Below are 21,676 nucleotides of genomic sequence, written 5' to 3' on the forward strand. Positions count from 1 at the left end.
CAACCGAGACGCGCTTGAGAGACTCGGTCGAAGATCGCTAGAAAAGGGAAATCCAAGGGGCCCGGGGGGGCGGTGAGAGAATTCGTGACCCGCAGTTTTTCCGAGCGCGGCGGCGGTCCAACGTTAGCGGCCGCAGGTTGGAGAACTTTTTTACGATGTCCGCTTAGCCCTCGTGAGCAGAAGGATTGCTTCCGTCGAGGAAACCGCCGCTTCGGGCCATCACCGGACTCATGCACCGCAGCGAACCGCGTCGACGCGGTAGGGACGCTCATTACTGAGCGCCCCCCGCACAAAGCCGTACGGGCGGCTTTCCCGCATACGGCTTCCACCTTGGGTGCGTAACGGCGAAGCGATCGCTCGGCCAGGGATGGAGGATGATGGGTTTCGGGAGCCAGTCGTTCACCAGCTGCGTCATCCGTGTCCACGTGATCCCATCCTTCTGGCTACGCCGCCGCAGCGTGCGCCGCCAGAGGTCGGTGACATGGTGCCGGAACACATCCAGTGCTTGTCCGTTGGTCGGCACTGCATGGTAGTTGAAGTAGCCGCGGACGACCTGCCCCAGCCATTTCCCTTGTTCGGGGATCGGCCGGTGCATGCACCGTCGCAGCGCCTGCTTGATCTCCCGCAACTTCGCCCGCATGCGATCCCTTCGGGTCTTCCGCTTGATCTGGAATTTGCCCGAGCGGGTTTTGCCGCAAATGAAGGTGAAGCCTAGGAAGTTGAAGGTCTCCGGCTTGCCGAGTCCGCGCCGCTTACGGCGTTCTGCCGCAAAGCGTCCGAACTCGATCAACCGGGTCTTCTCAGGGTGCAGCGACAGTGCAAACTCCCCCAACCGCTTGCGCATCTCGTCCAGGAAGCGTTGGGCGTCGGTCTCATGCTGGAATCCAATGATAAAGTCATCGGCATAACGCACGATAATCATGTCGCCCGTGGCCTCGCGCTGTCGCCAGCGCTCGACCCAGAGATCGAAGGCAAAGTGCAGGTAGATGTTGGCAAGCAGTGGTGAGATCACCGAGCCCTGCCCCGTCCCCCTGTCACTGACCGTAACGACTCCGTCTTCCAGGACGCCCGCCTTCAGCCATTTCTGGATCAGGCGGATGATGCGCCGGTCGCCGATCCGATGCTCCAAGAATCGTACCAGCCATTCCTGGCTGATCTCGTCGAAGAACGACCGGATGTCGGCGTCCAGAATGAAGCTCACCTTCTTGCTGTGGATTCCGACGCAGAGCGCGTCCATTGCATCATGGGCGCTGCGGCCAGGTCGGAATCCGTAACTGAACCCGAGGAAGTCTTCCTCATAGATCGCGTTCAGCAGTGCGGTCACCGCCCGTTGGACAATCTTATCCTCTAGCGCGGCGACCGCGAGCGGGCGCTGTCGGCCATCCGGCTTGGGGATGTAGACCCGCCGGCTCGGCAGTGCCCGATACGCTCCCCGTTGGACCCGTGCGTGCAAGTCCTTGAGATTGCGCTCAAGGTCTGCCTCGTAGTCCTTCCACGTCAGCCGATCTACGCCGGATGCTGCGTTCTTCTTGAGTTCGAAGAACGCCTCTTCGAGTAGGTCAATGTTGATGTGGTGAAGGAGCGCGGTGAACTTCTCCTTGTTCCTTTCTCTCGCGACTTTCCGTATGCGTTCCAGCGCCTGTGACACGCTTTCCCGACTCTGTGTCCGGCGCGTGCTTTGCTGGCCCGCATTCCCCTTGGTCCCCGCCCTTCGCTCCACCGGCTCCGCCGCGTAGGGCTCCCCTGCAGATCGCTCCACAGAGGGCTCCGCTTTGTTCGCCGGCTTCGTCGCTACTATGGCGGAGTCCGACTTCTCGGGTCCGTTCATCATCGGCTACGGCTCCTCACCTTCCCGATGCGGGCCGGCAACGGCTATGCCGCTCCGGTCAGACCCGAGATCTCCCAGCTTCCGATGCGATCCTTTTGCACGTGATGTGGCCTTAGACCCCGGCAGGGCGTCAGCACCTCGCATAGCGGTGACGCACATGTTGCCTTCGAGCGAATAGAAACCCTCGGCCCCTGCGATATCTGATCTTTCGCGGCTCAATCCCACACCCCATGCAATTGCTGTGTACGCTTCGCAGACACTGTCGCCAGTGGCCACGCAACACTCGCTACCAAGCAGACGCTACTCCTTACTTGAACCGGACTTTCTCCGGCTGGATCGCACCAGCTTGCGGCTGGCGCACCTATTCGATCACCTCGTCGGCGCGGGCAAGCAGCGCGGGCGGCACGTCGATCCCCTGCGACTTCGCCGTCTTCATGTTGATGACCAATTCAAATTTCGTCACTTGGTAAAAAGGCGAGTCCTCCGGTTTCGTGCCCCTGAGAATGTCAGCGATTTGGCTGGCGATGAGGCGATATGATTCCACAATATCGTTTCCGTAACTCATCAGCCCGCCGATTTCGACGAATCGGCGATCTGGCAAGATCGCGGGCAGCCGAGTCTTCGCGACCAATTCGACCAGCCTAGTCCGATAGGCGTAATGTTCAGGATCAGTGGAGACCAGAAGCGCATCTGCCCTATCCTGTTCCATCGATTTGAAGGCGTTCTCATACGCTGCCTCATTGATGTTGTCCCAGGCCAACACCACAGGGATCAATGAAACGCCCAAGCGCTTAGCTGCTTCTCGCATCGGCATGCCCCCGGCGCTTTGCAACAATGATTGTGAGAGAAGGTAAAACGCCTTGGACAACCTTGGCACCATCTCTTTAAGAAGCTCGAGACGCTTCCCATAGAACTCGACCCCAACATTTACTGCGACACCTGTAATGTTTCCGCCGGGATGAGCAAGGCTAGCCGCAATCCCCAAGGCGACCGGATCGCCAGCAGCTATGACGACAACGGGAATCTCTCTGGTGGCAGCATTGAAGGCCGATGTCAGGTCGTTGCCGAACGCGCATATCAGGTCAGGGCGGGTGCTCACCACCTCGCGAGCCAGGTCAGCACGGCGTTCCCTTGCTCCTTCGGCGGAGTAACGATCTACCACAAGGTTCTGGCCCTCAACGTAGCCGACGCGGTTCAACTCCTTGAAGAAGATGCGGTAAGTCGGATCCTTCGCCATATCGGCGACCTTCATCGACGGGTCTACGACTGCGAGGCGTTTCGTCTTTGCTCGTTCTTGCGCTACAGCATGTCGCGCAACAGGCGCAATCATCAGGGCAGTAATGAATTCCCGCCGCCTCATGCGATCACCCTATCGGCATCGTTCTGAGTCCTTCAATCTGACCACACGACGAGGTTCTAAGCGAGACAATTTGCTCGACCGAAAGGTCAGCTCAGGGTCAGACTCGGACCTTAGGCCGCGCCCGTCCAGGTCGGTTCATCCCCTGACAGCGGACATACGGGTACTGCGGCGGCAAGTGCGTTTGGGCCAAAAACCGGCCTGTTTTGTGAAGCCGGCGGCGAATTGCCCGCTACCCGTCTGCCGTATGACAGGCGACCCGGTCTCCTATATCGATCACCTCATCCGACAGAACGCGTATTCATTCATTTTGGTACGCGTCCAGATCAGCAGCACTCCAAAGGCTATTGAATTCCTCTTCCACCGCCCAGCCGACGTTCTTCGCGCGTGATCTAAGCTTATCGAGACGCTCAAGGTAGGTGACACGTTCGGCAGCGGAGAGCCTGGACACAAGTTCGAGGGACCGTCCGTACATGCGGATCAAAGCAGAAGCGTAGCTTTCATTTTCCATGCCGCAGGATTCCAGAAAACCGACCCCCTCCTCACAATAAAATATCGATAGCTCCACCATCCCCTCGGCCCGCCCAATGGCTTTTTTGTAATCCGCAATCGCCTTCTTGGCTTTCGAAGCTGATATGGGCTGCCCTTTCATCAGGTCCGGAGAAATCCACTTGGAAATACTTGCCTTGAAAGGCTGAAGTTGATCGTGACCCAGCCCCAAGCGGGCATGCAAGAACGCTTGGTTATCTTTACTCGCTGTGTATAGATCTTGAACCAGTCCCCGCAGTCCCGCGCGATCGAACTCGAGGAGAGCGAGCTTGACGTCGCTCCATGTTGGTGATGCGTTCTTGCTACGGACCACGGCCGCGAACCTTTCAGAGATGGCTTTCAGCCGTCGACGATACACCACATATGCAACAGGAGAGATTAGCTAAGTTCAAGGCCACCCCAAGTCCGGCACATGCTCTGCTCCCCGCAACTGAGGAGTATGACCATGCAGGATCAGGTAAATGCTGCCGAGAGGTCCGATAGGCGATTGCCCTGGAACAAGGGCAAGCTGATCGGGGCAAAGCCGCCGCTGCGGCCTAAGCATGTCTGGTCAATCCGGACCAAGCTCCAGATCGAGGGCCGCGCGCGCGACCTGGCCATGTTCAATCTCGCAATCGACAGCAAGCTTCGTGGCTGCGATGTCGTCGCCATCCGGGTCGAGGATATCGCCGCCAGTGGATACACGGCCGATCGTGCAACCGTCCGACAAAAGAAAACCGGGCGGCCTGTCCGATTTGAATTGAGCGAACAGACCCGGCAGGCGGTCGATGATTATTTAAGGGCCACGAGGAAGCAGCCGGGTGAATTCTTATTTACCGGCCATCGCGGTCCTCAGCGCAGCTTGACAACCCGGCAATATGCCCGGCTCGTCTCCGAGTGGATCGGCAGCATCGGATTGGACCCGAAACTGTTCGGGACGCACTCACTGCGCCGCACAAAAGCTACGTTAATCTATCGGCGAACAGGCAACCTCAGGGCCGTCCAGCTATTGCTCGGGCACACCAAGATCGAAAGCACAGTCCGGTATCTCGGCATTGAGGTCGACGACGCCTTGGCGATAGCAGAGCAAGTTGATGTCTGAAATACCTGGGCAGAGCGGACATGCTCTGCCCGCCTACTAAGGGCTGGTGTGGGCCAATTCCGGACTCATGCACCGCAGCGAAGTAAGTCTCGGCTCGCTTCACGGCGCTGAGGGCTAGCTGCACAGTCGTGCCGGGAGGGTTGTTTCGCACAGCGCTCGATCATCGACTATCGATAGAGCGGGTCCTTACAGTTGTTGGCCTCGGAGAACGCTGCCGGCACTCGCTCACTGCGCCATATCTTATTGCCCGCTTTTCGTGGGTGGCCCTTAAAATGTTCATTTCGTTCGGCAAGGTAGCGCTCGATTGCGCTTTTCGCATCATCGACCGATTTATAGTCACTATTGTGAATAACGGCCCTGGCCATTCCGCTGAACACGGACTCTATGACGTTCAGGAACTGCGCTCCCGATGGCAACGGGGCCGTTTCCACCAACGGGTTGCCTGATGCCATGTTATGTTTATCGATGCTCTCGTATAGCCGTTTGGAAATGTGCCACGAGGCGGCGTCCCAAGAAAGATAAATGGTCCGATACTGCTTATAGTCCGCAATCAGTAGTTCGAACATTCGGATCATTTCAGCGGTGTTTTTCTTTGCGCTGAAGAAGTAGTGTATTTGATTGCTGGACAATTCAAGCGCGGCAGTAAGTATCAATGAACCTCGCGATCTTTGCCACTGAGGAACGATTCTTTGCTCACCCGGTCCTGCAAGCGTTCGACCGGGTTTCGTTTTTACTGCGAATGGTCCAAATTCATCGATAGAGAAGAAGGCCTCATCTGGAGCCAGTTGGGAAAGTATTGTTCTAACCCGATCAAGCTTTTCTCTGTAGGCCGGGTCACTTGAAGTTAGAACAAGCCGAGCTTTGCGCCACCGATATCCGGAAGACCTAGTAATTTTACGAATAACAGCTGGACAAGCTGGATATCCCTTTTCCGCTAACGTCTTTGTCAATGCAGCCATCGTCCAACTGGTTCTGTTGATGTCGTAATTTGACGGCGGTTCATGCAACAGTGAAAAGATGGCAGTTCGCAAGTTCTCGCTATCACATTTTCGACCTGACCTGGACTGAGGCGCGAATAATCCTGCTGTCCCGCTTCGCCAGAAAATTGCAAGGTATTTGCGAGCGGTCTTGCGGTCGATTCCGAGAAACTGACAAATGGCGTTTTGGCGAATACCGTGTGCCACCGCTAGTACAGCCATCGATTTGTTGCGCTCAGACAGGCGTCCATTGTAGAGGCGGTCGGTCAGTTTCCTTAGTTCGTCGAGTTTGATGCGCACTTGATCATACAAACGCGTTTGTTCTAGTTCATTTTGCAGAACGGACCGCATCCATTCGAAGGCATTCTGCTTGCCGGGCTTCTCGTCCCATCTCCCAGTTTCTGCTGTAGTTCGTGATGAGAGTTCCTTCGGCTTTGGTTTGATTGTCGTCCCTCTACCTCGCGAACGGTACGGGATCGCCGCGTCACGCAACAGCATTTTGCGAATAGTCTTGCGACTAATTCCGGTCGTTCGGCTGATTGATTTGATGGAAATGCCGTCCACTAATACTCTGTGTTGCAGCTTTTTCCAAAGAGTCTGATCGCGGTACATGAGCACATCCCAATAGCAAAGGCATCATCCGCAAAGCTTGACCGTTGGGGTCAGCGACCGCTTCCCGAAACTTGGTCGTCAATATACTCCTTGGCGTCTTCCGCGTTACTCACTGAGATGATGAGGTCCGTTGAGGGTCACAAGCGGCGGTCGAGGCAAGCACACCCCGGCGTCCGGTTTACCGCCAACAGCCGACATCGCAACGGCTTAAGCGATGTTCGGCTTGGGGGCCAAGAGCGGAAAATACCTTTGCCACGATTGGTCAGACACGCAGATCCGAATGAATCGAAAATCCCATTGAGTAGTATTCTCGGTTGCGCGCGGGGTTCGGTTTGGGCTTTTCTTAGCAGTCGGGAGCGTGGCTGAGAGCGTTGGTGTTTCGCGAGAGAAGCGCCATGACTAACGCGCTTGTCGTCCACAAGGACAAACTGCCCGCAGCACAGAAGGCTCTGCTTGCGGCACAGTACGTCCGCATGTCTACGGACTACCAGAAGTATTCAATCGAAAATCAAGCCGCTGCGATTGCCGCATACGCGCAGGCGCACGGACTTACGATCGCCTGCACCTATCGCGACGAGGGCGAAAGCGGTCTTCGGATCAAGGGCAGGTTGGGCCTGGCACGATTGATCGAGGACGTTCAAACCGGTCGCGCCGATTTTAGTCACGTGTTGGTCTATGATGTCAGCCGCTGGGGCCGCTTCCAGGATGTCGATGAAAGCGCATACTACGAGTTCATCTGCAAACAGGCCGGGATCAGAGTTGCTTACTGCGCCGAGCAATTTGACAACGACGGAAGTCTTGTTTCAAGCATCGTGAAGAACATAAAGCGGGTTATGGCGGCCGAATTTAGCCGCGAGCTCTCGGTTAAAGTTCATGCAGGAAGTTCTCGCTTGGCGCGGCTCGGATATAAAATGGGTGGCACGCTCGGGTATGGTTTGGAGCGGCTGGCCGTGGACGAGAAGTCACATCAGAAAGGAATATTGAGACCGGGCGAGCGAAAATACTTAGGCAGCGATCACGTCCGGGTCGGTCCTGGATCAACTGATGAGAGAGCCGAAATAAGACGAATCTTCGACCAGTTCGCGCGAGGGAAGTCGCAGGCAGATATCATACGTGATCTCAACCGGCGAGGCGTTCCGACTAAAAACGGGCAGCCATGGAATTCAAACAAGATGTGCGCGCTTCTCCGCAACGAAACCTACATCGGCAATCTCGTTTGGAATCGTGTTACCTCAAAGCTTGGAACAAAGAAGATCGACAATCCGGAGCACTGTTGGATCAGAAGTGAGGGCTGCGTTGATCCAATCGTCGATCAGGATGTATTTCTTCGAGCGAAGAAGATTTTGGAGGAGAGCCGCGTTTACATTTCAGAGGAGGAAATGTTGACGCGTCTGCGTAAGGTGCTGGCGAAAAAAGGAAGCCTGAGCATAAAAATTATCGATTCGGCTCCCGGCCTGCCCAGCAGCTCAACTTATGCGAAGCACTTTGGCACGCTCCAGAATGTTTACCGCATGATCGGCTACAAGGGCTCGAAGTACTGCAACAATCTTGAGGCGGGCCAGCAGTGGATTAACTTGAACGTCGGACATGCGGCGCGCCTTCTTGATCTTTTGGAGAAAAGAGGCCAACAAGCCGTCCACTATCCTTCGATAAGATGCCTGCGGATAAATGATGCCGTGAACGTATGTTTCGGCGTGGCCAAATGGCGGAAATACGTAGGCCGTAGGGCGCGTTGGCCACTAGTTCGTCGCGCACGACCGACCGACGGATGGATCGTTGCCATGCGGCTCGCTGAGGGCAACGCCTCCGTGCTGGATTACCTTCTCGTGCCTGCCGCGTCTTTTACCTGCCGCCTCCTTTGGATTTCCGAGAAAAATCTCAAACGACACAAGGTGGTCGTCTATCAGACCTTTGATGAACTGGCTCGATCACTAGTCCGACGAGTAAGCAAGGTAGCGCTAAGGACTTCGAAGCAACAACAACGCGACCATCTCGGATTAGGAAAGAGGCAGCGGTCGCGAGCCTAGGGCTGATGTCCAGCTTTTGGTCAATTCGCCCATGTCTGCCTTGGGCGACTACCGAGGGTCTAACGTCCGTTGTTACCTCACAAGCTGTCCGCGGCTTGAGGCTCAAAAAACCGTGGTAGACTGCTCTGTCTGAGGCCGGAAAGGAGGCTCCAATGCCCGGTCCGACGCCCGAACATCCACATCTCCGCCTGCTCAAGGGCAACCCTGGCAAGCGCCGCGCCCGTGTCCCACCCGAGGCTCAATCGGCCAACGTCTGTCCGGAGCCACCCAAACAACTGAGCGACCGCGCGAAAAAGGAATGGCGTGCGATCGCGCCCGAGCTACATCGGCTTGGCCTGCTGACCGTGCTCGACGTCGGCCCGTTCGCGGCCTACTGCAGCGCCATGGCGCACTGGCGCACGGCGGAGGAAGCCATCGGGCGACTCGATTCGTTGACGATCACCACCAAGAGCGGGCAGCGCATGCATCCGCTAGTCAGGATCGCGAGCCAAGCGGCGAACGATGCGTTGAAGTTCGGCGCGCATTTTGGGCTCTCTCCGATCTCACGCCTGCGCCTGTCTGGCATGGAGCCGCCAAAGCCGCCGAGTAAATTCGACGGGCTGATCGCGTGAGCCGCGGCGTTGACGAGCAAGCCAGTGCGACGTAGCCTCGTAGAGGGCGAAGCCTCGGACGTACAAGCGGCCATAAGAGCGCGTTCACGGTGAGGGGCAGGATGAGGCTGGGGAAATTGACAGCAGCGATGGCAGGGCTGCTGGCACTGAGCGGGCAAGCCAACGCGCTGGACTTGAAGGTCTCCGGTTACTGGAAGGCGTACTACGCCGAGCAGAACCAAATCTGCGGCATGGAGTCTCACGGCACGATGTCGCACGGCCAAGCCGCGATGCACATCAAGTTCATCGTCGGACAGCCGGGGCTGCTGGTGCAGATTTTCAAGACGAGCTGGGACCTGCCGAACGGCGTCAAGGTGCCGATCGTCATCGACGTCGATGGTGAGCCGACCTACGAGGTCGAGGCCACGGGCTATTCCGGGAAGGAAACGGCGAGCCTTGTCGAGTGGAGGATCAGGCCAGACGACGCGATCCCGTTCATCAAGCGTTTCGCGGCGGCCAGGAGTATGTCCATGCGCTTCCAGAACGGCAACGAAGCCCCGTGGGTGGTCAATCTCGGCGGCAGTGGCGCGATCTCGCTGGTGATGTTCCGGTGCATCGCCGCGTTCGGCAAGCCAGCCACGCAGCCCTACGGCGCGCCGCAGGCGTCCAGGCCGACGCAGCCGTATGGTGCGCCGAGCACGCCGACGCAGCCCTACGACATCACGCCCGCGCAGAAGCAGCCTGAGCAGACGCCGCCCGTCGCGCAGAAGAAGAAGCCGCCCGTCGCGCCGGTCGTGAAGAAGGACGACGGCTCAATCTAGCGGCGGCTGCTCAACGCTTCAGTATGACTTTGGCCACAGCACCGCCACCAAGATGCATTGCGACAACGATTAGCATGCCACAGCGCTGCCAGCCGCCCCGCCCGTGCGCCTAATCCGACCCGCCCGCTACCGAACACCGGCCGAGATGCCGAACGCATCAGCGGCCTCCGCTGCCGACGGATGAGCATCAGAAGTCTCTCACGCCTTCTTGTGCCATCGCGCCATCTTCTCCCGGAGGTCCCTTTCTCGGGCCACCTGAACCCGCTCGGCGGCCTGCCGTTCGGCTGTGGGTGTCACCCTGTCGATGATGGCGTCGATCTCGGCACCGGACAGCGTCTTGCTGGCCAGCAGCGCTTCGGCGACCGCCTCGACCTTGCGCCAGTGCCGACGCAGCAGCGGGCCGACCTTCAGCCGCAAGCGTTCGAGGTAGGCCATCGAGATATCCCCCGCTTCATCAGCCATCAGGCCGATCTGCATGAGATCGTCGCCGTCGCCCCCGTTGTGATCGCCGCACGCGACGATCTCGGCCTCGCGTCCCGCCATGTAGCCGATGATGCGACCGACGAACACCGACCGCCCATAACGATGCTTGTTACGCCGTTCCCACGCGCCCATGACCGCGTACGGCTCTTCGGCGATAGCGTTGCCACCGAACATCTGTTCGTAGTCGGCAATGATCGACGCCCCGCCGCACGCCATGCCGACCACACGATGCGCGACCGCATGGCCCGCCTCGTGGTAGGCGTGGCGAATCTGGTGGGCAGTCCGTCTGCTCCGGTGTTTTGCGCGAGCCAATGAATTTCCGGTCCCTGTCAAGGCGGCGAAGATAGAGCGTGCGCCACGAGGCTGGCAAATGCGACACATGGGTCGCATTTGCGACTGAAGAGATGCAGCCGCGTCTTCGCAGTGCTGCGAACGCGACCATCGACCATGACTTGATCCCGCAAATCGTGCGTCACGGCGCGACGTTGGCGAGCACGCGCGCCGTGGATTCGTCATCGAAGCCGTGCTGCGCTGCCGGATGGTTCACCCCCGGTAATACCCGGATGTTGCGACGAGGCGACATTTGCTGGAAATTAGCGAATACGGGTATAGATTCGCATAAATAACAGGCAGGTGCCTGTTCGTAACTCACCCGTGCCTACGTTGTGCGTTGCGCCGAGAAGGCGCGCGGGTGTCCAATGACCGTCATGTGCTCGTGCTGATTCGCGACGGGCGCTGAGGAACGGTCCGGTAACTGCTTCCGTTTCAGCTAGAGAGGAAGGTGCACGTCCGTTGCGCAAAAATCGCGCAACACGTGACGATGGAGAGCGACTATGGGATGACGTTAGCTGCGTCGGGGGCATGCGGTCGGCCCCGGACAGCGTAAAGGCCTGCACCACGGTCAGGTGATGCAGGCCTTAAAAGACCGCGCAAACCGGTTCTGGTTAGAGACTCGGCAGCATTGCGGCGCACCTCGAAAAACTCGCATGTTCGTACGGTGTTTTCAACTAGAACCTCCCAAACACCTGTGTGGAGGTTTACCGATGCGTAAACGTCAAAAGCACTGGGTGCGTTCCTATGTTCGCGTCCGCCATCGGCGGCCGGAGCATGTACGCGCACACGTGCGGCCCAAGGATTAAATCCTAGTGCGATTGCGGTGACGGGCTTGCATCGGCGGCCCTAAGCCGTTTCACAAATCCCTTTCTCTTGTTGAAGCGCGGGACTTGAGGCCCCGCGCTTCGCCATGTGTCATGCCTTGACCCGCTCCGTCGCGGCGCGGGCGTCGCCTTCGCGCTGTGCCGACCACGCCATCTGGTCGTCATCGTCGCTTGCCCACTATCCGGCCGCTCGCGTCATAGATCGTGGTCGTGTTGCCGCTGATGGACTCGCGGCTAATCACCTTGCCTCTCGCATCGTGGGTCGTCGTCGTGCCTTGGCTGTCGGTCGAGGACCGGCCGACGACGCGACCGGCCGCGTCGTAGTAGGTGCGCTGTTGCGCCGACGCTGAGCCGGTTATCGCAACGAGCGCGGCCAGTGCGATCATGGCGGGCTTCATTGCTTCTTCTTTCTGCTGACCGAGGTGATCTTGCGTATCTCACACTTGCCGGGCTCACAGTTTCCATCAATCTCGCCTGCAAGCTCGCACCACCTCCCGACAACACATACCGACAAAACCCTTTTCACCTCCGCTTGTCCGACGAAGCAGGGAAGGTCTTCGGCCGTCTCTGTTTTGGGGTCACCCACAAAAAGACGTGACTTATCCCGATGCAGAATACCCCCACACGTACCGATCTCATTTTGCGACTGCGCCGAGGCCGCGGCGGACAGCATCGCGATGGTTAGGAGGGCGAGCAGGAGCTTGATCATCGGTTGCGCCATCCGGTGACAGTAGCAGAGCGCAGCGCGGCCGCTGGTACCTTTCCAGAGCCTCCTGGCTATGAGACGCTGGCCGCCGCGCCGAACGCATCAGCGGGCTTCCACAGCCTTTTTCGTTCGCTCGGCCGGGCGAGACAGAACGGTGGACAGTGAGCAGCCACTCCGTTGTTTCTACAGGCTTATTTACGATCATGCGTCTCCCGCAAGGGGAGAAGGGACGACAGTGTGCGCGGGGAGAGGCGAAGAGCTAGAGCCATCCGCTGTGTCTCTGCCTGATGTGGTCAAGCCGCTCCAATGCCGATCTTACGACGTCTTCGGTCAGGCCGATATCGCGGCGCAGCCAATCGGACATCGGATAGGTCTCGACCCGTCCGAACTCAGGTCTGCATGAAAGGCGCTGCCATGTGGCCGTCAGGGCGTGGAGCCACCGACGGTTCCTCACGTGCGGATTTTTCCAACCTCCGCGCCAGCTCGCGATCGAGCGTGGCGGCGAGCTCGCTTCCGATCTCGACCATCGGCAGGCGCACCTCCGGGCTGTCGATGAGGCCGCATCGCCACAGCCAGTACTTCGCCGGCGCCGGGCTCGGCTCGGCGAACAACAGCCGCGTCAACTCCGAAACCTCCTGCCAGCGCGCGAGCGCGGTGTCAGCATTGCCGCGCTTCAGCTCGGTTTGGATCGCAGCAAAGGTTGCGGTCTCGATGTGGGCAGAGAGCAGGATGGCGCCGTCGGCGCCGTCACTCAGCGCCTCATGCGTGTGCGCGTCCTCGCCGGTCAGCACGCGAAAGTGATCCGGCTTGTCGCGGAGCAGCGCGATCGATTGCTCGCGGTTCGCGCTGCAATCCTTCAGGCCGACGATGTTGGGATGATCGGCGAGGCGGAGCAGCGTCTGGTTGGTGAGATTGACGCCAGTGCGATAGGGAATGTTGTAGAGCACGATCGGCCAGGCGGCGTGTTCGGCGAGCGCCTCGAAATGCGCCAGGAGGCCGCGCTGCGATGGCCGCAGGTAGTAGGGGCTCGCGATCAGATAGCCGTCGATCGGCCAGTCCGCGGTCTCGTCCAGGCTTTCCTTCAGCCGCGCGGTGTCCGCTCCGGAGAGGCCAAGCACGATCGGAATGTTGCGGCGGCACGCGGCGAGCTCTTCGCGCACGGCTGCGACGAGGCGCTCGAGCTCGGCGCCCTTCAGCGTCATGCCTTCGCCGGAGGTCGCGCCCAGGATGAAGCCGTCGACGGCCTCGCGCGCGTAGTGCCGCGTCAGCTGCCGCAGCGAGCGCTCGTCGAGACGGCCGTCGCGAAACGGCGTCACCAGAGGCAGCCAGAGGCCCTGCAGTTGTTGTCTCAGGTCGGTCATGTTCCATCTCCTTCAGTTGAGGTCTGAGACGGAGGGCACATGAAAAAACCCCGTCCAGACGGCGGGGTTTTCGGGATCGCGACGATGACGAAGGTCTAGCGCGCGCAAACATCCCTTGGCCCCGGATGGGGGCCTTTTTTCTTCGAGGCGATTGCCTTCGACAGGATTGCGCACGAATTCGTGATCATGGTGTGCAAATGATGCGGGGGATATATGGAACTGTCAATACACGCGGAAAGCGAAGGCCAAATTGGCAGAAAAAAAGCCGGGCCCGAAAGAGCCCGGCTTAGGTATTGGCCACGTGAGGCCGACACAATCACCTTCCAAGAGGGATTACTGAACTCCCGCGCCACTGGAGGAGGGGGACAAATGCGCAACGCGAAGGCTCAGCGTGCAAACAGTATGGGCTTCTCCAGCGCCATGCAGCAACAGCCGAGGTCGCATGTCAGTCATGCGGAAATCAGGACGGCCAGCGTTGCGCCTTGCTCACCACGAAGTCGCGGAACACCTGCACGCGTGCGACCGTCTTCAACTCCTCGGGATAGACGAAATACGTATCGAGTTGAATCGAGTCCGATTCGCCGAACAGCTGCACGAGGCGGCTGTTCTCTTCGACGAGATAATCCGGCAGCGCCGCAATCCCGAGGCCCTGCTGACAGGCGCGCACGAGACCGAGGATGTTGTTGACCTTGAAGTAAGCCTCGCGCGGACCCGAGCCGTTGCGTGCAGCTTCGACCAGCCAGTTGCGGTTCTGCAAATGCGGCGCGAAATTGCCATCGGCGAGCGTGATGATGCGGTGAGCATCGAGCTCCTCCAGCGTCCGCGGCGTGCCGAAACGCTTGATGTATTCCGGCGAGCAATAGGCATGGAAGCCCATCGCGAAGAGCTTGCGCTGGATGAGATCCGGCTGCGTCGGCTTGCGGGTGCGGATCGCGACATCCGCCTCGCGCATCGACAGGTCGAGCTCCTCGTCGGTCACGATCAGCGAAATGCGGATCTCCGGGTACAGGGCCGTGAACTCGCCGAGCCGCGGGATCAGCCAGTTGATGCCGACGCCGGGCGTGGTGGTGATCTTGAGGTCGCCGCTCGGCCGCTCGCGGCTGTCGGTCAATTTCGCGCGCGCCGCCTGGAGCTGCATGAACACATCATGCGCGGTGCGGAACAACAGGTCGCCCTGCTCGGTGAGGATCAGGCCGCGGGCATGGCGGTGGAACAGCGAGACCGAGAGCTCCTGCTCCAGCGCCGAGACCTGGCGTGACACGGCCGACTGCGACAGGCCGAGCTGTTCGCCCGCATGCGTGAAGCTGCCCGCTTCCGCCGCCGCGTGAAACACCTTCAGCTTGTCCCAGTCCATATCGGTAAATCCGTCGCGTGTTCGAGGCATGATCGTTATTCCGCTGCCGCGCGCTCGCTGGCGCGCAGGGCCAAGAAACGTTCGGCTTCGAGTGCGGCCATGCAGCCGAGGCCTGCGGCCGTGACGGCCTGGCGATAGGTTTCATCGGCGACGTCGCCGGCCGCGAACAGGCCGGGCACCGAGGTTGCGGTCGAGTTCGGGGCGACCTCGACATAGCCCGACGGTTTGAGTTTCACCTGACCCTTCACGAGCTCGGTCGCCGGCGCGTGCCCGATGGCGATGAAGACGCCGTCGGCCTTCACGTTGGTGTGTGCGCCGGTCTTGACGTTCTTCAGGCGGACATGCGTGACCTTGCTGGGGTTCGCCTCGCCGCAGACCTCGTCGATGGCGCTGTCCCAGACCACCTTGATCTTGGGGTTCTTGAACAGGCGGTCCTGGAGGATGCGCTCGGCGCGGAAATGATCGCGGCGGTGCACGATCGTGACCTGGCTCGCGAAATTGGTCAGGAACAGCGCTTCCTCGACCGCGGTGTTGCCGCCGCCGACCACGATGACTTCCTTGCCGCGGTAGAAGAAGCCGTCACAGGTGGCGCAGGCCGAGACGCCAAAGCCCTTGAAGGTCTCTTCCGAGGGGATGCCGAGCCAGCGCGCCTGCGCACCGGTCGCCAGGATCACGGTGTCGGCGAGATAGACGTCGCCGCTGTCGCAGGTGAGGCGGAACGGCCGGTGCGCGGTCTCTAATTTGGTGACCAGATCGGTCTTGATCTGGGTGCCCATGTGCAGCGCCTGCTTTTCCATCTGCTCCATCAGCCAGGGACCCTGGATCACGTCGGCAAAGCCCGGATAGTTCTCGACGTCGGTGGTGATGGTGAGCTGGCCGCCCGGCTGGATGCCCTGGATCAGGATCGGCTCGAGCATCGCACGCGCGGCGTAGATCGCCGCGGTGTAGCCGGCAGGGCCGGAGCCGATGATGACGACCTTGGCATGGATGGGCGCGCGCATGTGGACCGGTGCCTCTCTCTTGGGGGAGTTGCAGCGCGGGCGCGGATAGTGCCTGGGAAGGCGCCGCGGAGGCGCTGAAATGTCAGTTGCTAATCTAAGCCTTCTGGCGAGCTATGCAAGAATTGCAGCCCATATCGGCGGATTTTTCCCCCCGGGAACAAAAGACCGTTGCGCTGCACGCGCAATAAAATTGCGCATCTTGGCTGGACTGGTTATGAGGATTGCGACGAACCCACCCGATACCGCAGATAAGGCCAGGAGTTCCAATCACGTGTCGCGGAACCTAGACGAGATCGACCTCAAAATTCTCGCCGAAATCCAGGCCGACGGACGAATCACCAATGTCGAGCTGGCAAAGCGTGTCGGCATTTCGCCGCCGCCCTGCCTGCGCCGCGTCCGGGCGCTCGAGGAGGAGGGCTATATCCACGGCTATCGCGGGTTGCTCGACTCGCGAAAGCTCGGCTTCGACGTCACGGTGTTCGCCGCCGTTCATCTGTCGAGCCAGGCGGAGGCTGACTTACGCGCCTTCGAGCAGTTCGTGCGCGCCGAACCGCTGGTGCGCGAATGCTGGATGCTGTCGGGCGAGGTCGATTTCATCCTGAAATGCGTCGCGCCGGACATGGCGACGTTCCAGGATTTCGTCACCCATCTCACCGCGGCACCGCACGTGCGCAATGTCCGGACCTCATTGGTGCTGCACAATTCGAAATACGAAGCCGCCGTGCCGCTCGAGGTGAAGGGGCGGCGGTAGGAAGCCATCGCTTCTGCCGTCGTGATGCAGGTGCGCTCCCTCTCCCGCCTGCGGGAGAGGTGCATCGAGTTTGCGGCCTCACTTTACGTTCACATCGTCGACCCGCGCCGCATCGCGTCCACGCTGATCGGACCGCTGCCGGCTGATGCAAGATAAAGACAGGCAAAGCAGAACAGGATCGCCAGCGTTCCCTCATTGACGAGCGGGAAGAAGCTGTTCGGCAGATGTTCGATGAAATAGGCGAACGCCATCTCGCCCGACAGGATGAAAGCGACGAGGCGTGTGAACAGGCCCAGCATCAACAGGCCGCCGAACACCAGCTCGATCATGCCGGCGATGCCCCAGAGCGACAGCGGCGTGACGTCGGCGAACATCTCGACGGGCGGAAACTTGAACAGTTTTGCCACGCCGAACTGGAACAGCAGAAGTCCGGTGATGAAGCGGAACAGGCTGAGCAGATAGGGCTGGCTCTGCGCGGCGATACGATCGACGTCCATCGTGTCCTCCCTTGATGCAGCCAAGAGAGCATGGCCGAGGACGTCGTCGTTCACAATCGCGGCAGCTCACAAACGCGCAACGACCGAGAAACAAAAAAGCCGCGCTGGCCGCGCGGCTTTTCCACTCGGTACTGCGGCAAGGATTACCGCCACTCGACCTTGGTGATCTCGTAGGCCTTGGCGCCGCCGGGCGTATTGACCTCGACGGAGGCACCCTTCTTCTTGCCGATCAGCGCGCGGGCGAGCGGCGAGGTGATGGAGATGCGGCCCTTCTTGGCATCGGCCTCGACCTCGCCGACGATCTGCCACACCGTCTTCTTCTCGGTGTCCTCGTCGACCAGCGTCACGGTGGCGCCGAACTTGATGGTGTCGCCGGACAGTTTCGAGATGTCGATGATGTCGGCGCGCGCGAGCTTGTCCTCGAGCTCGGCGATGCGGCCCTCATTGTGGGACTGCTCTTCCTTCGCGGCATGATATTCCGCGTTCTCCGACAGGTCTCCGTGTGAGCGCGCCTCGGCGATATGCTCGATGATCCGCGGACGATCCACGGACTGGCGATGCTTCAATTCTTCTCCGAGCGCGGCAAATCCGGCCGAAGTCATCGGAACCTTTTCCATCTCTTCTCTCGTCCTTCGGCCGCGCGCCCCACAATAACGGAGGGCGCAGCAACCTTGATTCGTCGGTGATCCCGGGGCTGAACACGCGGCCACCGGAACGTTATGTGGGGCTGGCGCCGGAACAGAACAACCACATGGCCGGACAGTTCCTCCGGCCATTGTAGCTTCATTGCCAATCACTTAGCGCGGGCTTGGCCCCCGCTAGCGATCAGGTTTCCGAAAAGTAGCTCTGCAGGGTACGAACCTCAAGGTCCCCGCCCAGATAAGCGCGGATGCCCTGCGCGGCCGCCACGGCCCCGGAAAGAGTGGTGTAATACGGCACTTTATGCAAGAGGGCTGCGCGCCGCAGCGAACGGCTGTCGGCGAGCGCCTGCGGACCTTCCGTGGTGTTGAAGACGAGCTGGATGTCGCCATTGGTGATGGCGTCGACGATGTGCGGACGGCCCTCCAGCACCTTGTTCACCTTCTCTGTCGGAATGCCCTGGTCGGCCAGGAAGCGCTGGGTCCCCGACGTCGCCAGCACCCTGAAGCCGACGGACTGCAACAGCCGCACCGCGTCCGCGATGCGGTTCTTGTCGCTGTCGCGCACCGAGACGAACACCGTGCCCTTGCGCGGCACGCGGGTGCCGCCGCCGAGCTGGCTCTTGGCGAACGCAACCTCGAAGGAGCGATCGATGCCCATGACCTCGCCCGTCGAGCGCATCTCCGGACCGAGCACCGTGTCGACGCCAGGGAAGCGGGCGAAGGGGAACACAGATTCCTTGACGCCGACATGCTTGAGCTGGGCCTTCTTCAGCCTGAAGTCGGCGAGCTTCTCGCCAGCCATGATGCGGGCGGCAATCTTGGCGACTGGCGTGCCGATTACCTTGGCGACGAATGGCACCGTGCGCGAGGCGCGCGGATTGACCTCGAGCACGTAGATCTCGCCGTCCTTGATGGCGTATTGCACGTTCATCAGGCCGACGACGTCGAGGCCGAGCGCGAGCTCGCGGGTCTGCCGCTCCAGCTCCTCGATCGTCTGGGCATCGAGCGAGTAGGGCGGGAGCGAGCAGGCGGAGTCGCCGGAGTGGATGCCGGCTTCCTCGATGTGCTCCATGATGCCGACGATGAAAACGTCCTTGCCGTCGCAGAGGCAGTCGACGTCGACCTCGGTGGCGTCAGAGAGATAGCGGTCGAACAGCAGCGGGTTCTTGCCGAGCACGGTGTTGATCTGCCCGGTCTTGTCGTTGGGGTAGCGCGCCTTGACGTCGGCGGGCACGAGCTCCGGCAGCGTGCCGAGCAGATAGTCGTTGAGCTGGTTCTCCTCGCGGATGATCTGCATCGCGCGGCCGCCGAGCACGTAGGACGGACGCACCACCAGCGGCAGCCCGAGATCGGCGGAGACGAGCCGCGCCTGCTCGACCGAATAGGCGATGCCGTTCTTCGGCTGCTTGAGGCGGAGCTTGTCGAGCACGCGCTTGAAGCGGTCGCGGTCTTCGGCGAGATCGATGGCGTCGGGCGAGGTGCCGAGAATCGGCACTTCGGCGGCCTCCAGCGCACGCGCGAGCTTCAGCGGGGTCTGGCCGCCGAACTGCACGATCACGCCATGCAGCGTGCCCTTGCTGCGCTCGGTCGCGATGATCTCGAGCACGTCCTCGGCCGTGAGCGGCTCGAAATAGAGCCGGTCGGCAGTGTCGTAGTCGGTAGACACCGTCTCCGGGTTGCAGTTGACCATGATGGATTCGTAGCCGGCGTCATGCAGCGCGAAGCAGGCGTGACAGCAGCAATAGTCGAACTCGATGCCCTGGCCGATGCGGTTCGGGCCGCCGCCGAGGATGATGACCTTCTTCCGGTCCGACGGCTCGCTCTCGTCCGCAACTGCGCCCGCGAACGGCGCCTCATAGGTCGAGTACATATAGGCGGTGGGCGAGGCGAACTCGGCCGCGCAGGTATCGATGCGCTTGAACACCGGGCGGACGCCGAGTGCGTGGCGCTTTGCCGTCACATCGGCTTCCGTGCTCTCCGAGAGCACCGCGAGTCGCGCGTCCGAGAAGCCCATGGCTTTCAGCGTACGCATGCCGAAGGCATTTTGCGGCAAGCCCTTTTTGCGGACCTTGTCCTCCATGTCGACGATGCAGCGCATCTCGGCAAGGAACCAGGGGTCGATCTTGCAGGAGTTGAAGATCTCGTCGTTGGACCAGCCGAGCCGCATCGCCTGCGCCACCTGGAGCAGCCGGTTCGGCGTCGGCGTGCCGAGCGCGGCGCGGATCGCGTTCTTGTCGTCGCCCTGGCCCAGACCCTCGATCTCGATCTCGTCGAGGCCAGTCAGCCCGGTCTCGAGTCCGCGCAATGCCTTTTGCAGGCTTTCCTGGAAGGTGCGGCCGATCGCCATGACCTCGCCGACCGACTTCATCGAGGTCGTCAGCGTGTGGGAGGCGCCGGGGAATTTCTCGAAGGCGAAACGCGGGATCTTGGTCACGACGTAGTCGATGGTCGGCTCGAACGAGGCCGGCGTCGCGCCGCCGGTGATGTCGTTGGCGATCTCGTCAAGCGTGTAGCCGATCGCGAGCTTGGCCGCGACCTTGGCGATCGGGAAGCCCGTCGCCTTCGACGCCAGTGCCGAAGAGCGGGAAACACGCGGGTTCATCTCGATCACGACCATGCGGCCGTCGGCCGGGTTGATGCCGAACTGCACGTTCGAGCCGCCCGTCTCGACCCCGATCTCACGCAGCACCGCCAGCGATGCGTCGCGCATGATCTGGTATTCCTTGTCGGTCAGCGTCAGCGCGGGCGCCACCGTGATGGAGTCGCCGGTGTGCACGCCCATCGGATCGAAATTCTCGATCGAGCAGACGATGATGCAATTGTCCTTCTTGTCGCGCACCACCTCCATCTCGAACTCTTTCCAGCCGAGAACGGATTCCTCGATCAGGACCTCGTTGGTGGGGGAGGCATCGAGGCCGCGCTCGATGATGTCGAGGAATTCTTCCTTGTTGTAGGCGATGCCGCCGCCGGTGCCGCCCATGGTGAAGGAGGGACGGATGATCGCGGGCAGGCCGATCTCGGACAGCGCCATCATCGCCTGTCCCAGCGCATGTTCCTGGTAGCGCTTGCGGCGGTCGCCTTCGCCGAGAGTCCATTGCCGATCAAGCTCTTCCAGAGCCGCGCCCGACAGCTTCTCGCGTTCGGCGTGGTATTTGTCGCGGAAGGACTTCTTCAGTTCGGACGCGTTGGCGAGCCGCGACTTCGGAGTCTGCAGCCCGATCTTCTCCATGGCGTTGCGGAAGAGCTGACGGTCTTCCGCCTTGTCGATGGCGTCAGCGGTGGCGCCGATCATCTCGACGTCGAACTTCTCCAGCGTGCCCTGCCGGCGCAGTGACAGCGCGCAATTCAACGCGGTCTGGCCGCCCATGGTCGGCAGCAGCGCGAAGCCACCGGGAATGACGTGACGTTCCTTCTCGATGATCTTGGCGACGATCTCGGGCGTGATCGGCTCGATATAGGTCGCATCGGCCAATTCCGGGTCGGTCATGATGGTGGCCGGGTTGGAATTGACGAGGACGATGCGATAGCCCTCTTCCTTCAGCGTCTTCACCGCCTGTGTGCCCGAATAGTCGAACTCGCAGGCCTGGCCGATCACGATGGGACCGGCGCCGATGATGAGGATGGTGGTGATGTCTGTACGTTTGGGCATCAACTCTCGCCGGACTGGAATCTGGGCACAAAAAAAGGGCGCGCTTGCCGCGCGTCCCCTTGTGCCGAAGCGCGATCGGCAAAAGTGGCCACCGGTTTTGCGTCCGATCGCGCTTCTACACTCAAAGAAGCGCATGATCTTAACGCCAAACCGCCTACACTTTGGCGGATCATGCGCGCGCGGGGTCTTCCCTCGCGCGCGGGTGGGTCTTAGACCAGATTCCGGAGCGGCGAA

General features: G+C 60.6%; 18 protein-coding genes. 5 read left to right on the forward strand and 13 right to left on the reverse strand.

The window, feature by feature from the left end:
• Positions 1-271 precede the first annotated feature (271 nt).
• The 3 genes from ltrA to Q2941_RS18620 all read right to left on the reverse strand — a co-directional run bounded on the left by ltrA (position 272) and on the right by Q2941_RS18620 (position 4,047).
• Positions 272-1,831 carry a group II intron reverse transcriptase/maturase gene (gene ltrA / locus Q2941_RS18610; protein ID WP_458193374.1) on the reverse strand — a complete coding sequence of 520 codons (1,560 nt, stop codon included), beginning with the start codon at positions 1,829-1,831 and terminating at the stop codon, positions 272-274.
• 358 nt (positions 1,832-2,189) lie between these two features.
• Entirely contained in the window at positions 2,190-3,080 is an 891-nt protein-coding gene (locus Q2941_RS18615; protein WP_458193375.1) for an ABC transporter substrate-binding protein, read from the reverse strand.
• 406 nt (positions 3,081-3,486) lie between these two features.
• The gene (locus Q2941_RS18620; RefSeq protein ID WP_458193376.1) at positions 3,487-4,047 is read right to left on the reverse strand and encodes a hypothetical protein; all 561 of its coding nucleotides are present in this window, start codon (positions 4,045-4,047) and stop codon (positions 3,487-3,489) included.
• A gap of 126 nt (positions 4,048-4,173) precedes the next feature.
• Here Q2941_RS18620 and Q2941_RS18625 point away from each other — a divergent pair, with 126 nt between their 5' ends.
• Positions 4,174-4,815: a tyrosine-type recombinase/integrase gene (locus tag Q2941_RS18625; protein WP_458193377.1), complete on the forward strand. Its 642-nt coding sequence runs from the start codon at positions 4,174-4,176 to the stop codon at positions 4,813-4,815.
• A gap of 167 nt (positions 4,816-4,982) precedes the next feature.
• Here Q2941_RS18625 and Q2941_RS18630 read toward each other — a convergent pair whose 3' ends face one another.
• Positions 4,983-6,404 carry an IS630 family transposase gene (locus tag Q2941_RS18630; protein WP_458193378.1) on the reverse strand — a complete coding sequence of 474 codons (1,422 nt, stop codon included), beginning with the start codon at positions 6,402-6,404 and terminating at the stop codon, positions 4,983-4,985.
• A gap of 395 nt (positions 6,405-6,799) precedes the next feature.
• On the opposite strand from Q2941_RS18630, the gene Q2941_RS18635 reads away from it, so the two are divergent.
• The 3 genes from Q2941_RS18635 to Q2941_RS18645 all read left to right on the forward strand — a co-directional run bounded on the left by Q2941_RS18635 (position 6,800) and on the right by Q2941_RS18645 (position 9,842).
• Complete coding sequence (locus tag Q2941_RS18635; RefSeq protein WP_458193379.1) at positions 6,800-8,431, forward strand: recombinase family protein; 1,632 nt, start codon at positions 6,800-6,802, stop codon at positions 8,429-8,431.
• Positions 8,432-8,583: 152 nt separating this feature from the next.
• Positions 8,584-9,042, forward strand: a complete 459-nt coding sequence (locus Q2941_RS18640) for a phage terminase small subunit P27 family (protein ID WP_458193380.1) — start codon at positions 8,584-8,586, stop codon at positions 9,040-9,042.
• A 128-nt stretch (positions 9,043-9,170) separates the two neighbouring features.
• Positions 9,171-9,842 (forward strand): hypothetical protein, encoded by a 672-nt coding sequence (locus Q2941_RS18645; protein WP_458193381.1) that lies wholly within the window; start codon positions 9,171-9,173, stop codon positions 9,840-9,842.
• Between the two features lie 198 nt (positions 9,843-10,040).
• Here Q2941_RS18645 and Q2941_RS18650 read toward each other — a convergent pair whose 3' ends face one another.
• From Q2941_RS18650 to trxB, 6 genes are all read right to left on the reverse strand, one after another.
• Entirely contained in the window at positions 10,041-10,637 is a 597-nt protein-coding gene (locus tag Q2941_RS18650) for a hypothetical protein (protein WP_458193382.1), read from the reverse strand.
• 1,006 nt (positions 10,638-11,643) lie between these two features.
• The gene (locus tag Q2941_RS18655; protein ID WP_458193383.1) at positions 11,644-11,880 is read right to left on the reverse strand and encodes a hypothetical protein; all 237 of its coding nucleotides are present in this window, start codon (positions 11,878-11,880) and stop codon (positions 11,644-11,646) included.
• Entirely contained in the window at positions 11,877-12,191 is a 315-nt protein-coding gene (locus Q2941_RS18660; RefSeq protein WP_458193384.1) for a hypothetical protein, read from the reverse strand. The genes Q2941_RS18655 and Q2941_RS18660 overlap by 4 nt, the downstream gene beginning before the upstream one ends.
• A gap of 386 nt (positions 12,192-12,577) precedes the next feature.
• A complete protein-coding gene (gene dapA / locus Q2941_RS18665) occupies positions 12,578-13,549 on the reverse strand; it encodes a 4-hydroxy-tetrahydrodipicolinate synthase (protein WP_254110414.1) in 972 nt (323 codons plus the stop codon).
• A gap of 460 nt (positions 13,550-14,009) precedes the next feature.
• A complete protein-coding gene (locus Q2941_RS18670) occupies positions 14,010-14,933 on the reverse strand; it encodes a LysR family transcriptional regulator (RefSeq protein ID WP_027525214.1) in 924 nt (307 codons plus the stop codon).
• A 5-nt stretch (positions 14,934-14,938) separates the two neighbouring features.
• On the reverse strand, positions 14,939-15,904 hold the full coding sequence (gene trxB / locus Q2941_RS18675) for a thioredoxin-disulfide reductase (protein WP_458193385.1): 966 nt from the start codon (positions 15,902-15,904) through the stop codon (positions 14,939-14,941).
• Between the two features lie 271 nt (positions 15,905-16,175).
• On the opposite strand from trxB, the gene Q2941_RS18680 reads away from it, so the two are divergent.
• Positions 16,176-16,655, forward strand: a complete 480-nt coding sequence (locus Q2941_RS18680; RefSeq protein WP_027525216.1) for an Lrp/AsnC family transcriptional regulator — start codon at positions 16,176-16,178, stop codon at positions 16,653-16,655.
• Positions 16,656-16,744: 89 nt separating this feature from the next.
• Here the strand turns inward: Q2941_RS18680 and Q2941_RS18685 are convergent, their stop codons facing one another.
• The 3 genes from Q2941_RS18685 to carB all read right to left on the reverse strand — a co-directional run bounded on the left by Q2941_RS18685 (position 16,745) and on the right by carB (position 21,442).
• Positions 16,745-17,152, reverse strand: a complete 408-nt coding sequence (locus Q2941_RS18685; RefSeq protein WP_027525217.1) for a DoxX family protein — start codon at positions 17,150-17,152, stop codon at positions 16,745-16,747.
• 143 nt (positions 17,153-17,295) lie between these two features.
• Entirely contained in the window at positions 17,296-17,769 is a 474-nt protein-coding gene (gene greA, locus Q2941_RS18690) for a transcription elongation factor GreA (protein WP_027525218.1), read from the reverse strand.
• 208 nt (positions 17,770-17,977) lie between these two features.
• Positions 17,978-21,442 carry a carbamoyl-phosphate synthase large subunit gene (carB, locus tag Q2941_RS18695; protein ID WP_458193386.1) on the reverse strand — a complete coding sequence of 1,155 codons (3,465 nt, stop codon included), beginning with the start codon at positions 21,440-21,442 and terminating at the stop codon, positions 17,978-17,980.
• Positions 21,443-21,676 lie beyond the last annotated feature (234 nt).

This window comes from Bradyrhizobium sp. UFLA05-153 (genome assembly GCF_054185185.1).